This is a genomic window from Bradyrhizobium sp. AZCC 1577 (assembly GCF_036924575.1).
Taxonomy (GTDB): domain Bacteria; phylum Pseudomonadota; class Alphaproteobacteria; order Rhizobiales; family Xanthobacteraceae; genus Bradyrhizobium.
On sequence record NZ_JAZHRQ010000001.1, the window covers coordinates 732726 to 746496 of the forward strand.

At 63.7% G+C, this 13771-nt stretch carries 12 protein-coding genes and 1 riboswitch; of the genes, 3 read left to right on the plus strand and 9 right to left on the minus strand.

Annotated features, from left to right (window positions below):
• Positions 1-269: 269 nt before the first annotated feature.
• On the plus strand, positions 270-1514 hold the full coding sequence (locus V1278_RS03435; protein WP_334368994.1) for an IS4 family transposase: 1245 nt from the start codon (positions 270-272) through the stop codon (positions 1512-1514).
• Positions 1515-1555: 41 nt separating this feature from the next.
• On the opposite strand, the gene panE is transcribed toward V1278_RS03435, so the two are convergent.
• The 3 genes from panE to V1278_RS03450 all read right to left on the minus strand — a co-directional run bounded on the left by panE (position 1556) and on the right by V1278_RS03450 (position 3977).
• Positions 1556-2476, minus strand: a complete 921-nt coding sequence (gene panE, locus V1278_RS03440; protein WP_334379711.1) for a 2-dehydropantoate 2-reductase — start codon at positions 2474-2476, stop codon at positions 1556-1558.
• Between the two features lie 149 nt (positions 2477-2625).
• On the minus strand, positions 2626-3231 hold the full coding sequence (locus tag V1278_RS03445) for a 2-hydroxychromene-2-carboxylate isomerase (RefSeq protein WP_334365740.1): 606 nt from the start codon (positions 3229-3231) through the stop codon (positions 2626-2628).
• A gap of 134 nt (positions 3232-3365) precedes the next feature.
• A complete protein-coding gene (locus V1278_RS03450; RefSeq protein ID WP_334379712.1) occupies positions 3366-3977 on the minus strand; it encodes a DUF2239 family protein in 612 nt (203 codons plus the stop codon).
• 151 nt (positions 3978-4128) lie between these two features.
• Between V1278_RS03450 and V1278_RS03455 the strand changes: the two genes are divergently transcribed.
• A complete protein-coding gene (locus tag V1278_RS03455) occupies positions 4129-4794 on the plus strand; it encodes a glutathione S-transferase family protein (RefSeq protein WP_334379713.1) in 666 nt (221 codons plus the stop codon).
• Positions 4795-4896: 102 nt separating this feature from the next.
• Here the strand turns inward: V1278_RS03455 and V1278_RS03460 are convergent, their stop codons facing one another.
• Together V1278_RS03460 and ggt are read right to left on the minus strand one after the other, a co-directional pair.
• Positions 4897-5793, minus strand: coding sequence for an SDR family oxidoreductase (locus V1278_RS03460; RefSeq protein WP_334365719.1), 897 nt, complete (start codon positions 5791-5793; stop codon positions 4897-4899).
• Between the two features lie 285 nt (positions 5794-6078).
• The gene (ggt, locus tag V1278_RS03465; RefSeq protein ID WP_334379714.1) at positions 6079-7818 is read right to left on the minus strand and encodes a gamma-glutamyltransferase; all 1740 of its coding nucleotides are present in this window, start codon (positions 7816-7818) and stop codon (positions 6079-6081) included.
• Between the two features lie 128 nt (positions 7819-7946).
• Here ggt and V1278_RS03470 point away from each other — a divergent pair, with 128 nt between their 5' ends.
• Positions 7947-9332, plus strand: coding sequence for an MFS transporter (locus V1278_RS03470; RefSeq protein WP_334379715.1), 1386 nt, complete (start codon positions 7947-7949; stop codon positions 9330-9332).
• A gap of 204 nt (positions 9333-9536) precedes the next feature.
• On the opposite strand, the gene purH is transcribed toward V1278_RS03470, so the two are convergent.
• From purH to V1278_RS03490, 4 genes are all read right to left on the minus strand, one after another.
• Positions 9537-11129, minus strand: coding sequence for a bifunctional phosphoribosylaminoimidazolecarboxamide formyltransferase/IMP cyclohydrolase (gene purH, locus V1278_RS03475; protein WP_334379716.1), 1593 nt, complete (start codon positions 11127-11129; stop codon positions 9537-9539).
• Between the two features lie 23 nt (positions 11130-11152).
• Positions 11153-11233: riboswitch (ZMP/ZTP riboswitch) on the minus strand.
• 80 nt (positions 11234-11313) lie between these two features.
• Positions 11314-11628: a HigA family addiction module antitoxin gene (locus tag V1278_RS03480; protein WP_334365715.1), complete on the minus strand. Its 315-nt coding sequence runs from the start codon at positions 11626-11628 to the stop codon at positions 11314-11316.
• An 11-nt stretch (positions 11629-11639) separates the two neighbouring features.
• Entirely contained in the window at positions 11640-11915 is a 276-nt protein-coding gene (locus V1278_RS03485) for a type II toxin-antitoxin system RelE/ParE family toxin (RefSeq protein ID WP_334369084.1), read from the minus strand.
• A 67-nt stretch (positions 11916-11982) separates the two neighbouring features.
• Entirely contained in the window at positions 11983-13698 is a 1716-nt protein-coding gene (locus V1278_RS03490) for a heparinase II/III family protein (protein WP_334365714.1), read from the minus strand.
• Between the last annotated feature and the right edge of the window lie 73 nt (positions 13699-13771).

Here is a 13771-nt window from a genome sequence, read left to right on the forward strand (position 1 = left end):
CAATCTGCGTTGGTGGTTATGGGTCCCTGCGTTCGCACTAGGGCATCTACACGTCTTGGGGACGCGACAGATTGACTCGGGGCGGCATGATGTGCGTTCGCCGCAGCGTTTTGTATGATTCTCTCTCTGGCGCTTTGATTCGAAGGAGCGCCAGAGATGCAGCAGGAACCGGATTTGTCCCTGGGTAAGTTTGGAGACGTTCGCCTCGATAAAAGGGGGCGGCGCTTCTCCGGGCTATGCTTTGCACGCGCAGTGTCTGTTTGCGCCAGATGGCGCAGGGCAACTGGGCCGCGAACATGGCGTTCTGGCGGTTTGTGAACAATCCGCAAGTCACGATCGACAAGCTGATTGAAGGCTGGAGCCTGCAGACGTCGATGGCGGTCAGCGGGCGTCATGTGCTGTCGATCCAGGACACCAGCGAGATCAACTTCCACACTCGTCCGGGACATCGGCGCGACTTGGGCAAGGTCGGCAAAGGCAATGCTCGCGGCGTGCTGCTGCATGCCATGATGGCGGTCGATGCCGATAGCGGGGTCTGTCTCGGGCTCACCGGCGGTGAGGTGTGGACGCGCAAGCGCAAGGCCAGGATCGCTCACGAGAAGCGCGCCTTGGCCGACAAGGAATCGGCGCGCTGGGTGACGACGGCTAAGCAAGGCTGCGAGGTTCTGGTCGCTGCTCGTATGATCACCGTCGTCAACGACCGCGAGGGGGATTTCTTTGCTCACTGGTCGCTGACACCCGCTGACAATGTCCACCTCCTGTCGCGCGCCATGCACGACCATGCGCTGGTCGATGGCGGCACGCTTTATCAGGCGGTCGCGCGGGCCCGCTTCTGCGACAAGGCGGTGATCGATCTACCAAAGCGAATGGATCGCCACGGTCGCCAGGCCCACCTCTCCATGCGCCTGGGAACCGTTGTGCTCAAACGACCGCAGCGCCCCGGCGTGAAAGACCTGCCACAGGGCGTCAAAGTCAGCTTCGTGGAGGTCGTCGAGTTGCACCCCCCGAAGAGCGCCAAGCCCATTCATTGGTTGCTCCTGACCACTCATCCGGTCGTCACCGCCGCCGATGCCTGGCGGATCGTCTCCTGGTACAAGCAGCGCTGGATCATCGAACAGCTCTTTCGCTCGCTGAAGAGCCAGGGTCTGCGCATCGAGGATAGTCAGCTCGACAGCGCTGAAGGCCTGATCAAACTCGTGGCGATCGCCACCAGAGTAGCATGTATCGTCATCCAGCTCGTTCAAGCCCGCAATGGCGGCGAACAATTGCAGGTCGAATTTGTGTTCACGCCGGACGAGATCGAAGCGCTCAAGGCCATCAACAAAACCCTGAAAGGCCGCACCGAGCTCCAGAAGAACCACCATCGCCCCAACACTGTCGCCTGGGCGGCATGGATCATCGCAAAGCTCGGCGGATGGACCGGTTACGCCTCTCATCGCCCACCTGGACCAATCACCTTCCACATGGGAATGGCTCGCTTCCAACTCCTCGTATATGGCCCGGCAAGCGTGTAGATGCCCTAGTGCGAACGCAGGGACGACACCGGATGTGAACCTCACCCCCGCTGCTTCTCATACGCTTTCAGATGCGTATAGGCGATGCGCAGCTTCGGCACCGGAATCTTCGCCGCGTCGGCGCGTGCGACGAGATCGCCGATCACATGATCGGCTTCCACCGGCAGTCCCGCCTTGATATCGCGGAACATCGAGGCGGTCATCGGCGAGCCCTCGGTGGTCAACAAGCCGCTGGTACGCTGGAAGAACGGTCCCGTCGGCTCGTAGCCCGACGCCTTTGCGATCGCGCTGCATTCATCGAGCATGCCGAGCAGAAAATCCTTGCCGCCAGCCACTGCCAGGATGTTGCCGACTGAGGTGCGCATCAGGCAGGTGGAGGCTGCGAGCGAAGCAAGGAAAACCCACTTCTCCCACATGTCCTGCATGATGTGTTCGCTGGCCGCGGCGCCGAACTTGCCGCTGTCGAACACTTTTGCAATCGCACGCACCCGCTCCGACATCGAGCCGTCGCGCTCGCCAATATTTAGCGATTGCATCGGCGCGAGCTGAACTACCTCGCGGGCCTCGTTGAGCGTCACCGCGATCGCGCAGAGGCCGCCGAGCACGCGGTCGGCCCCGAATTTCTTGTCCAGCACGCTGAGGTGCAGCATGCCGTTGAGCAGCGGGATGATTGCGGTTTGCGGCCCGACTGCAGGAGCAAAAGATTTGATCGCATCCTCCAGGTCAAACGCCTTGCAGCTCAATAGCACGACGTCGAATGTCTCGGTGAGTTTGTCGGCCTGCACGGTCGGCGGGTTCTCGAGCGTCACGTCGCCGGCGGGGCTCTTGATGACGAGACCGGCGCTTGCGAGTTCGGATGCGCGCTTCGGCCGGACCAGGAACGTCACGTCGTTTCCTGCCTGAAGCAGCCTGCCGCCGAAATAGCCGCCGATGGCGCCGGCCCCGACCACGAGAATACGCATGGATCAACTTTCCTTATTGTTGATTTTGGAACGGGCGAATAGCGAGTAGCGAATGGCGAGTAGGAAGATGCTGGCTGCAATCTACTCCCAACTATTCGCTATTCGCTACTCACCATTCGCTTGCCTACCATGTGGTCTGGTCTGGGCAGCTACTTCCCCGAAATCATTTCCTCGACTTCGCGAAGTTGTTCCTTGCCGAAGAACATTTCCTTGCCCACGAAGAACGTCGGCGAGCCGAACGCGCCACGGTCGACCGCGTTTTGCGTATTCTCGATCAGCCTGGCCTTTACATCCGCATCTTGCGATCGCGCCAGCAGCTTGGCAGCATCCAGGCCGGACGAGGTCAGCGCCTTGGCTGCGACTTCGGGATCATCCATCTTCTTTGGCTCGACCCACATGTGGTGGAAGGCAGCATCGACATACTTCTCGAACACGCCCTCGAACTGGGCTGCCACCGCCGTGCGCATCAGGTTCAGCGTGTTGACCGGGAAGAACGGGTTCCAGACGTAGGGCTTGACCCCAAAGCGCTTCACGAAGCGTTCGGTTTCCAGCGCGAGGAATTCGCGCTTGTTCTTGATGCCAGCGAGCGTTTCGGCGGGCGACTTGTTGTTGGTGGCCTTGAAGATGCCGCCGAGCAGGATCGGCACATATTCGAACTTGACGCCGGTACGCTTTTCGATCGCCGGAATCGCTTCATGGCTGAGGAAGGCGTTGGGGCTGCCGAAATCGAACAGGAATTGCGGATTTGAACTCACGGCAGTCTCCTTGGACGTTTTGGCGCATTGTGACGCAAGGCAGCCGGCGCGTCCACAGCACTATGACGATCGTAATATTCTGGAAGGCGTGGCGGGCGAGCGACTTTGGAAATTCGGCTGAAGGGCGATCGCGCCTATGGCTCGGTGCGATCGCTGAAGGCGAGCTTGACGACGTGGTCGCGGATATCGTCGGGCCAGCCGGCGACGAGAGCGACGAAGCGCCGCCGGTCATCGGCGAACAACGCCCGCGAGGCTTCCTCGAAGCCGGCGAGATTGCCGGCCATCACCGACATGAAGCGATAGGCGGCATCCCTTGCCGCGCGGGCGCGATCCGCATCGCCATTGGCGCGGCGCGCCTCGTCGACGAGCTTGCGCAACGCCACCGACGCTCCGCCGGGCTGCGCCCCGAGCCATTCCCAATGGCGCGGCAACAGCGTCACCTCGCGCGCTACCACGCCGAGCCTGGGCCGCCCCCGTCCGCGCGGCTCAATCGCCGCCGCAGCCTCATCGGCTTCGACTTCCGGAGGCGAGGCCGGTTGCGGCAGGCGGGCAATAACGTCGCCCTCGGCCCCGCGAAGGTCGAGATCGATCGGCTGGCCGGTCGCGTCGTTGAATATGATGATCGGCAGCACGGCAGGCCTGCGGGAAGCCTGCATGACCGCCAGTGCGACCTCGGCGTGGGGGCCGGCCGCCAGGCGTTGCGGGCCGATGAAGGCTGTGAACAGGGGGCGAGACGCGTCAGCCATTGGAGATACTCTGGATTTTCGGTGTGCTATATTTACCCGGATAAATTTTGGATGTCAATATTCCCCGGGTAAAATATGACCTGACTCAAGGTCGTCTCGACTTTCCATCCCCCGGCTGGCACCAACGCCACGCCAACTCCAGGGGGACGCCATGCTGACGGTTCATCATCTCAACAACTCACGCTCCCAGCGTGTGCTCTGGCTTCTCGAAGAGCTTGGCGTCGCTTACGAGATCGTCCGCTATCAGCGCCAGCCGGACATGCGCGCGCCGAAGGAGCTGCGCGCCATTCACCCGCTCGGCAAATCGCCCGTCATCACCGACAACGGCAACACGATCGCCGAGTCCGGCGCGATCTGCGAATACATCGTCGGCACTTATGGCAATGGTCGACTGATCCCGCCGCCGAACACGCCGGAGCGGCTGCGCTACACTTATTGGCTGCACTATGCGGAAGGCTCCGCGATGTCGCCGCTGCTTTTGAAGCTGCTGTTCACGCTGATGCCGAAGCGCGCGCCCGCGCTGCTGCGGCCGCTGGTGCGCAAGGTCTCCAACACGGCGCTGACCACCCTGGTCAATCCGCAGCTCAAGCAGCACATGGATTACTGGGAGAGCGAACTCGGCAAGAGCGAATGGTTCGCCGGCAATGAATTCACCGCCGCCGATATCCAGATGAGCTTTCCGCTGGAAGCCGCCGCGGCGCGCGGCGGGCTGGAGCAGGGCCATCCCAAGGCGATGGCGTTTCTCGAACGCATCCAGGGTCGGCCGGCCTATGCGCGCGCGCTGGAAAAGGGCGGGCCGTATGTGGTCGGGCGGTGACATCTCCTCGCACTGACGGTCTCTCATGGCTGCACCGCCGCGATCACTTCCCTCACCAGCCGGGGCGATCCACTTTCGCAAGTTCACATGCTCCACGGGCTTCTAGCGCGACGTCTGCGCGGCGCCGACCGAGGGCAGCGCCTGCACGGTGACGCCGGGCGGCGGCACGTCGTCGTCGGGGACGAAGAAATCCGACATCAACGGCACGGACCGATCGACGCGGTAGTGCTCGAAATCCCTGACGCCGGACGCGTACAGCACCTTGTCGTCGATGCAGAACTGTCCGGTGAATTCCCGAGCCGGCCTGGTCAGGATCGCGTGCGCGGCGTCGCCCATGATCTCGGGCGTGCGGCTGGCGCGCATCATCGCCTCGCCGCCGAGCAGGTTGCCGACCGCGGCGGTGGCGATGGTGGTGCGCGGCCATAGCGCGTTGACGGCGACGCCGGCGGATTTCAACTCACCCGACAAGCCCAGCACGCACATGCTCATGCCGAACTTCGCCATCGTATAGGCGGTGGAATGCTCGAACCATTTCGTCTTCATGTCGAGCGGCGGCGACAGCATCAGTATGTGCGGGTTTTCCGCCTTCTTCAGATGCGGGATGCAGTATTTCGACACCATGAACGTGCCGCGGGTGTTGATGCCCAACATCAGGTCGAACCGCTTCATGTCGGTTGCTTGCGAGTTGGTCAGGCTGATGGCGCTGGCGTTGTTGACGCAGATGTCGATGCCGCCGAATTCGGCGACGGTCTGCTCGATCGCCGCCATCACCTGCGCCTCGTCGCGGATGTCGCACAGCACCGGCAACGCCTTGCCGCCGGCGGCGCGAATTTCTTCCGCCGCGGTGTAGATGGTGCCCTTGAGTTTCGGATGCGGCTCGGCGGTCTTCGCCGCAATCGCGATATTGGCGCCGTCACGCGCGGCGCGAAGCGCAATCGCCAGCCCAATGCCGCGACTGGCGCCGGAGATGAACAACGTCTTGCCTTTGAGGGATGTCATGACGAGAACCTCCAGTTATGGACGCACGAACGAACGGCTCCCTCCCCCCTTGCGGGGGAGGGTTGGGGAGAGGGTAAGCCACGGGCGCTAACGGCAGACATAATTGATCCTGGGTCAACGAACCTCGCGAAGCGATCGGCGAAGCCGAGAGCCTTGTCCGTGCGATGCGTCGAACAGTCGAGCAAGTGGCACCCCTCTCCCTAACCCTCCCCCGCAAGGGGGGAGGGAACCCTTCCACTGGTACGTCCCTCACGAGTGCGTGGCTTCATTGTCCCATCGCTGCGCTTAATGCCCTACCGCCGCTGCTCCTCTTGTCCGCGGATCGGGGGCGCCGAGCAGGCCGCTGGGCGTGACGGCGATCGAATTGCCCGAGGTCTGGCCGAGCGGCTCGACCACCTGATGGCCCTTCTCCTTTAGCGCATCCAGCGTTTCCTGCGGGAAACCGCGCTCCACGCGTACCACGTCCGGCATCCATTGATGGTGCAGCCGGGGTGCGGCCACGGCGGTGGCGACGTCCATCTTGTAATCGAGCACGTTGACCACGACCTGCAGCACGGCTGAAATGATGCGGCTGCCGCCCGGCGAGCCCGTCACCAGCACCGGCTTGCCGTCCTTCAGCACGATGGTGGGCGACATCGACGACAGCGGCCTTTTGCCCGGGCCCGGCAAATTGGCTTCGAAGCCGACCAGGCCGAACGCGTTCGCCGCGCCGGGTGCTGCGGTGAAGTCGTCGAGCTCGTTGTTGAGCAGCACGCCGGTGCCATCGGCGACGAGGCCGACGCCATAGGAAAAATTCAGCGTATAGGTGTTGCTGACGGCATTGCCGCGGGCGTCGACGACGGAATAATGCGTGGTATTGCTGCCCTCGCGCGGCAGGCTCACGGATAACGCCTCGGCGGGCGTAGCGCGCGCAAGGTCGATGCTGGCGCGTTGCTTCGCCGCGTAATCCTTCGCAATCAGGATGTTCGCCGGCGCATTGACGAAGGCGGGATCGCCGAGATAGCGCGCCCGGTCGGCGTACGCGCGCTTCATGGCCTCGATCATGACATGCAACGAGGGCGCCGAGCCCTGCTTCATGTCCGCCATGGGAAACCCTTCGAGAATGTTCAGCGCCTCCAGCAACACCGTGCCCCCGGACGAGGGCAGCGGCATCGACACGATCTCGTAGCCGCGATAGCTGCCGCGCACGGGACTGCGGATCACTGCCTCATAGGATTTGAGATCGTCCGCCGTCATGATGCCGCCGGCATCGCGGACGGCTTTTGCCAGCCATTCGGCGACCGGCCCCTGGTAAAATCCGCGCGGTCCCTGCTCGGCAATCGCCGACAGCGTTGCCGCGAGATCGGCCTGAACCAGACGGTCGCCCTCTCGCAGCGCCGTGCCGTCGTCACGGGAGAACGTCTTGGCCGAGTTCGGCCAGCGCGCCATCCGGCGATACAGGTCCGGCAGCGTGTCGGCGGTGTCGTCGGCGATCACGAAACCATCTCGTGCGAGCTCGATGGCGGGCTTAAGGATTTGCGCTAGCGTGAAGCGGCCGGAGCCGTATTTCTCCAGCGCCAGCGCCAATCCGGCCACCGTGCCGGGCACGCCGATACCAAGCGCGGAATTGCGCGACTTGTCGGTATCGGGCTTGCCGTCCGGTCCCAGAAAGATATCGCGCGTGGTGGCGGCCGGTGCGGTCTCGCGATAGTCGATGGCGACGTCTTCATTGCGCTCGGCCGAATGGATCACCATGAAGCCGCCGCCGCCGATGTTCCCGGCGCGTGGATAGGTGACGGCAAGCGCAAAGCCAGTGGCGACCGCGGCATCAACCGCGTTGCCGCCTTGCCGGAGAATGTCGGCGCCGACTTCCGCCGCGATCCTTTCCTGGGCGACCGCCATGCCGTATTCGGCTGGAATGGAACGAACGGCGGAGAGGTCCGGCGAATAAAAGCGGCGTTCTTGCGCGAAGGTAGTCGTGCCGCAGGCGAATACCAGCGCGATTGCGGCAATCGCCTTGCGCCGGCTGATTTGAAAGAGTGTCATCGAAAATCCGCCGCAGTTTGAGCCTGTGTGGCGCGTGGGCAACAGCGCCAGCGTTGGTGACGCATGCTATATGGGTTCGGCTTCGGCACGCAAAACGCTTCGCGAGACTTTTGAAGGAAATATCCGGCATGGCGGTGATCGCTTCCGAGGCAGTTGGCGCCGAGATTCCGCAGGCCTATCCGCGCCGCGCCGCCGTCGTGAGCTGGATCTTCTTCGATTGGGCCGCGCAGCCTTATTTCACGCTGATCACCACGTTTGTCTTCGCGCCCTATTTCGCGGGCTTCGTGGCGCCAGATCCGGCGAGGGGACAGGCGCTGTGGGGATTCGCCACTGCTGCCGCCGGTCTCGTGATCGCGCTGCTGTCGCCGGTGCTGGGTGCCATCGCCGACGCCAGCGGGCGCCGCAAGCCGTGGATCGCCGGCTTCGGGTCGCTTTTGGTGATCGGCTCTTGCCTGATGTGGTTCGGAAAGCCGGGCGACCCCAGCGTCATCCCGCCACTGCTGTTGGCCTATGCTATTGCGAGCATCGGTGTCGAATTCGCCACCGTCTTCAACAATGCGATGATGCCGACGCTGGTGCCGCCGGACAGAATCGGGCGGTTGTCCGGCACCGGATGGGCGACCGGCTATATCGGCGGTATCCTCAGCCTCATCCTCGTGCTCGGCTTTCTGGCGGCCAGTCCTGAGACCGGGCGGACATTGTTCGGCCTCGCGCCGTTGTTCGGTCTCGATCCGGTCACGCACCAGGGCGATCGCATCACCGGGCCCTTGACCGGCATCTGGTTCGTCATTTTCGTGACGCCGATGTTTCTGCTCACACCGGATTATCCGGCCAAGCGTCCGATCCGCGAGGCGTTGCGCGAAGGATTGAGCGGGCTCAAGCGAACGCTCGGCGAATTGCCGAAGCAGAAATCGATGGCGACGTTCCTGCTCGCCAACATGATCTATACCGACGGACTGGTGTCGCTGTTCGCGTTCGGCGGCATCTACGCCGCCGGCACCTTCGGCTGGCATACGATCCAGATCGGGACGTTCGGAATTCTACTGGCGATTGCGGGTACCTTCGGCGCCTGGCTCGGCGGCAAGCTCGACGACAGGTTCGGACCCAAGCGCGTCATCGCCGGCAGCCTCACGATCCTGCTGCTTGCGCTCGCTGCGATCTTGCTGGTCGACAAGGATTCGATCCTGTTCGTGAAGGTCGCGCCACCAGCTCCGGGCGGCGTGCTGTTCTCCGGCGCCGCCGAGCGCGCTTATCTCGTGCTCGGGTGCCTGATCGGCGCGGCCGGCGGCCCGCTGCAGGCCGCGTCGCGCACGCTGCTGATCCGTCTCGCGCCGAAGGATCGCATCGCGCAATACTTTGGATTGTTCGCGCTGACCGGCAAGGTGACGTCGTTCATCGGTCCGCTCCTGATCGGCGCGATCACGGCCATCACCGCAAGCCAGAAGGCCGGCATGGCGCTGCTGGTGGTGTTCTTCGTCGCGGGCCTGGCGCTGCTGGCGCGCGTGCGGCAGTGAGGGTGGACGACGGTCGCGCATTGCTCTCCACGAAGGCGGGTTTCCGGTTTTGCCGCGGTCCATCCACGTCATTGCGAGCGAAGCGAAGCAATCCATCTATCCCCGCGCTGAGGCGTGGATTGCTTCGCTCGCAATGACGTGGATACAGCTTCACTATCTCGCGGCGCATCGCGCCCGAGGTTTGCATTCTCTTTTGCCCATGCATCAGTGCCTGAAATGCCTGACGCCGGTGAACACCATGGCGATGCCGTGGTCGTCGGCGGCCTTGATGACTTCTTCATCGCGCATCGAACCGCCGGGCTGGATTACCGCCGTTGCGCCGGCTTCGATGCAGGCCAGCATGCCGTCGGCGAAGGGGAAGAACGCATCGGATGCGACCACGGAGCCTTTGGTCAGCGGTTCGGCAAGCTTCATTTCGGCCGCAGCGTCCTGTGCTTTGCGGGCGGCAATACGCGCCGAATCGACCCGGCTCATCTGGCCGGCGCCGATGCCCACAGTGGCGAGATCCTTGGCGTAGATGATGGTGTTCGACTTGACGTGCTTGGCTACGCGGAAGGCGAATTTGAGATCGCGCAGTTCGGCGTCGGTCGGCGCGCGTTTGGTTGCGACCTTGATGTCCATGTCCTCAACCACCGCGTTGTCGTGGCTCTGCAGCAGCAAGCCGCCGGCAACCGTCTTGGCGGTCAGGCCGACCGTGCGCGGGTCGGGCAGGCCGCCCGCGAGCAACAGGCGCAAATTACGCCTGCTGCCGATGATCGAGATCGCCTCTTCAGTGGCGTCGGGGGCGATGATTACTTCGGTGAAAATGCCGATGATGGCGCGCGCGGCCTCCGCGTCCAGCGTGCGGTTGACTGCGATGATGCCGCCGTAGGCCGACGTCGAGTCGCAGGCGAGCGCGCGGCGATAGGCGGTGACGAGATCAGGTCCCTCCGCAACGCCGCACGGGTTTGCATGTTTCACGATAACGCAGGCGGCCGTGCGCTTCGGATCGAATTCACCGACGCATTCGTAAGCTGCATCGGTATCGTTGATGTTGTTGTAGGAAAGCTCCTTGCCCTGCAACTGCCGCGCGGTGGAGACGCCGGGCCGCTTGTCGGGCGTCGCATAAAACGCCGCGGTCTGGTGCGGGTTCTCGCCATAGCGCAAGGACTGGATCAGCCGGCCGCCGAAGGCGCGGAAATCCGGCGCGTTGTCCTTGAGCTCTGTGGCAAACCAGTTCGAGATCGCGGCATCGTAGGCGGCAGTGCGCGCATAGGCCTTTGCGGCGAGGCGGCGGCGCAACGCGAGCGTCGTTGCGCCCTTGTTGGCGGCGAGTTCGTCGAGCACGGCCTGATAGTCCTGCGCCTCGACGACGACGGCAACATCGTCGTGGTTCTTGGCGGCCGCCCGGATCATCGCGGGCCCACCGATATCGATATTCTCGATGCAGTCTTCGTAAGCAGCGCCTTTGTCGACGGTCGCCTCGAACGGGTAGAGGTTGACGACGAGCAGGTCGATCGGCGCGATGCCGTGCGCCTTCATGGCGTCGGCGTGCTCCTTGTTGTCGCGGATCGCGAGCAGGCCGCCATGCACCTTCGGATGCAGCGTCTTGACCCGGCCGTCCATCATCTCGGGGAAGCCGGTGAGTTCGGAAACGTCTTTCACCTCCAGGCCCGCCGCCGCAATGGCCTTCGCGGTGCCACCGGTGGAGACGAGCTCGACGCCATGGCCGGCGAGCGCCTTGGCGAATTCGATCAGGCCGGTCTTGTCGGAAACGGACAATAGAGCGCGGGTTACGCGGCGGGTGGCATCAGTCATGGGCAAGGTCCTTTGTTAGGGGATGCTTATGCCCAGGCGCGCGGCGATTACTCTCGCGCTTCCCGATGGTGCTCCATCCAAAGTCGCCAGTCGCGCGAGCGCCGGCTGGTTAGCAGCTTTTGGCAGGGTTCACAATGGGGGGCGGATTGCTGTTCCGGCGCTCTCGAAACTGCATGAGGGCGTCTCAAGCCGCCTTTGCCTTGATGGTCGGGATCTGACTGACGTCCTCAGTTCGCTCCGCCTGCCAAGTATCGTAGGCGGCTTGCATTCTGGTCCAAATTCCCGCCCCATCGCCAAAAAGCTTGCCGAGCCGAACTGCCACGGTCGGGGACACCGGCTTTTTCTCCTGCAGGATGTCGTAAAGATGCTGCCGCGAAATCCCGAGCAGCCCCGCGATTTCCGACTTGGTCCGGCCGGTGGCCGGAATAATCTCATCACGAAGCAACGCGCCGGGATGAGTGGGGCAGCGGCTTTTGCCGCGCTTGGCCGCATACGCCATGTTTTGCTCCTCTAATGGTACTGTTCGAAATCGACACGACACGCTTCACCATCGAACTCGAAGGTAATGCACCAAGGTCCGTTGACGTGGACGGAATATCGCCTCGGATTGAATCCATGCAAGGAATGAAAGTCAAAACCCGGCACGTTCATTTCCTCCGGCCGGACCGCGACGTCGAGACGATCGAGCCTCGCGAAAATGCGCTTGTGCATTTTTGCGTCTATTTTCGAACTCCTGCCCTTCGCCCACAGCTCGGAGAGGGCCTTGCTCTTGAAGGACCGGATCACACGAGCAATGTAAGCAAATAGCTTACGTTGGTCAAGCCGATCGTTCGCGGACGTTCTGCGCGGTGCCTCAGAGCGGCAATTCCGGCTCGCGCCGCGCATTGCGCCGGGTGTTGGCGGCGCCCGCCGACGTGCTCGAGCGGACAAAGCTCCAGCGGATCGAGGAGGCGTGGCGGGAATCCTGGCGGATCACGATCTGGGCGGTGCGGCGCGGGCCGTCATTGCCGGCCAGAAACACGCTGTCCTCGAGATCGACCTTGTCGTCGAGCGCCTCGAAGGTCCAGACTTCGCGGTTGGGCAATACCAGCATGACGCCGCGCGCATCGCTGAGGCGGCTCGCCTTCACCGCGGGATGAAGATGAAACCGCAGCGCATAATCGGTCTCGGCGCCCTTGATGCGCGTCCCCGGCGCCGGCGACACGGTGTCCTCGCCGTCGAGCCTTGCGCCGTCATGGGAGATCATCAGCACCCGGCGATGCACGACGCCGAAGCGTGCGAGATAGCCGTCATGCGAGGTGGTCAGGAGATCGCCGTCGGCCACCGCCTCGCGGTAGCTTTCCACGTTGGCCGGACCGCTGACGACCGGCGCGCCCTGCAAGAGGCGCTTCATCGCCGATAATTCGACGAACTGGCACGAGGACGCCTCGTGATAGGTCAGGGTCGAATGCGCTGCGGTGCTGCGGGCAAAGGTGCGCCAATTGTCCCGGCCGGTCGAGGGCATCCCGCAATTGACCACGATCCGGCTCGGCCCCGAAGACAGTTCGAACGAGAGACACCCGGCGTGCGCTTCCTGGCTGACATTCGGCGGCGGCGGCGGGCCGCTATCGATGATGACGGTCGTCGTGCCGGCGTCGAGGCGCTGGAAGCCAGTATGCGGCATGTTCGCCATCGGCACGCCGTGCGTGTCGTCATAGGCCAGCAGCGTCGCCACCAGGTCCGAGGGCGCGTTGCTCATGCCGTTGAACAGCGCAAAGCTGCCGTCGCCATGACGGAAGAAGCGCAGCATCGGCATCATGCGGTCGATCGCATTCAACAGCGCGGGCGGCGGCGCGATGTTGCGAGCCGCAAAGGTCTGACGCAGGGGCAGGAGGTCGCTGAGCAGTTCGACCAGCGCGCCGGGGTTGCGCGAGATGTGCCCGCCGTCGGGTTGGATCTGGCGCTGCAATTCGTCGGAAAGCCGTCGCGTGGCGGAGCGGATGTGCCGCGCCTGATTGGCCAGGCACAGCGAGGCGTAGCACAGCGCAATCAGGACCTGCAGCCGCGGCACGCCGTCGGCGATGTCGAGCATCGTGTAGCGAAGATATCGAATTTCGCGGGTCAGCCCGCGCAGATATTTGCGATAGAATTTTCCGTCGGTGTCGCCGAGCACCAGCGGCGCCTGCGACAACAGCGAGATCACGCGGCGCGCCAGCACGTCGGGGCGGCGTTCGAGCGGCCGCCTGCGCGCCGGGTTCGATATCCAGTCGTCGACCAGCGAGCGGGCATTGGCGCGGGTCAGCGCGGTGTCGGCAGCGCGCAGGTGCCGCAGCCAGCCGAAGCCGAGCAGCGCGACTTCCCAATCTTCCGACGGCGGCTCCAGATCGAAGATCGAGCGGCCATGGCAAGTGACGATTTTGCCGGCGAACACGAAGCGGCCGGCATAGATTTCCGCGGCGCGGGTGGCGTCGGCGGTGCGCAGATCGTGCGGGGCGATGATCAGCCGGTCGGCGCGCCCCGGCCACAGCCGCGATACCGCCACGGTGGCGCCGGTCGCGCGCGCGATCACGGTCCGCGCCGAGCGGCTCATGATAAGCGTCGAGATGCGTCTGCGTTGAGCGACCGACACGCCGTGCCTTGGCTTAAGGAGAGGGAGGGGTATT

Coding starts and splice junctions, on each gene's coding strand:
- V1278_RS03435 (WP_334368994.1), top strand. CDS start 270: ATGGCGCAGGGCAACTGGGCCGCGAACATGGCGTTCTGGCGGTTTGTG.
- panE (WP_334379711.1), bottom strand. CDS start 2,476: ATGCGTATTCTCGTGGTCGGGGCCGGCGCCATCGGCGGCTATTTCGGC.
- V1278_RS03450 (WP_334379712.1), bottom strand. CDS start 3,977: ATGGCTGACGCGTCTCGCCCCCTGTTCACAGCCTTCATCGGCCCGCAA.
- V1278_RS03455 (WP_334379713.1), top strand. CDS start 4,129: ATGCTGACGGTTCATCATCTCAACAACTCACGCTCCCAGCGTGTGCTC.
- V1278_RS03460 (WP_334365719.1), bottom strand. CDS start 5,793: ATGACATCCCTCAAAGGCAAGACGTTGTTCATCTCCGGCGCCAGTCGC.
- ggt (WP_334379714.1), bottom strand. CDS start 7,818: ATGACACTCTTTCAAATCAGCCGGCGCAAGGCGATTGCCGCAATCGCG.
- V1278_RS03470 (WP_334379715.1), top strand. CDS start 7,947: ATGGCGGTGATCGCTTCCGAGGCAGTTGGCGCCGAGATTCCGCAGGCC.
- purH (WP_334379716.1), bottom strand. CDS start 11,129: ATGACTGATGCCACCCGCCGCGTAACCCGCGCTCTATTGTCCGTTTCC.
- V1278_RS03480 (WP_334365715.1), bottom strand. CDS start 11,628: ATGGCGTATGCGGCCAAGCGCGGCAAAAGCCGCTGCCCCACTCATCCC.
- V1278_RS03490 (WP_334365714.1), bottom strand. CDS start 13,698: ATGAGCCGCTCGGCGCGGACCGTGATCGCGCGCGCGACCGGCGCCACC.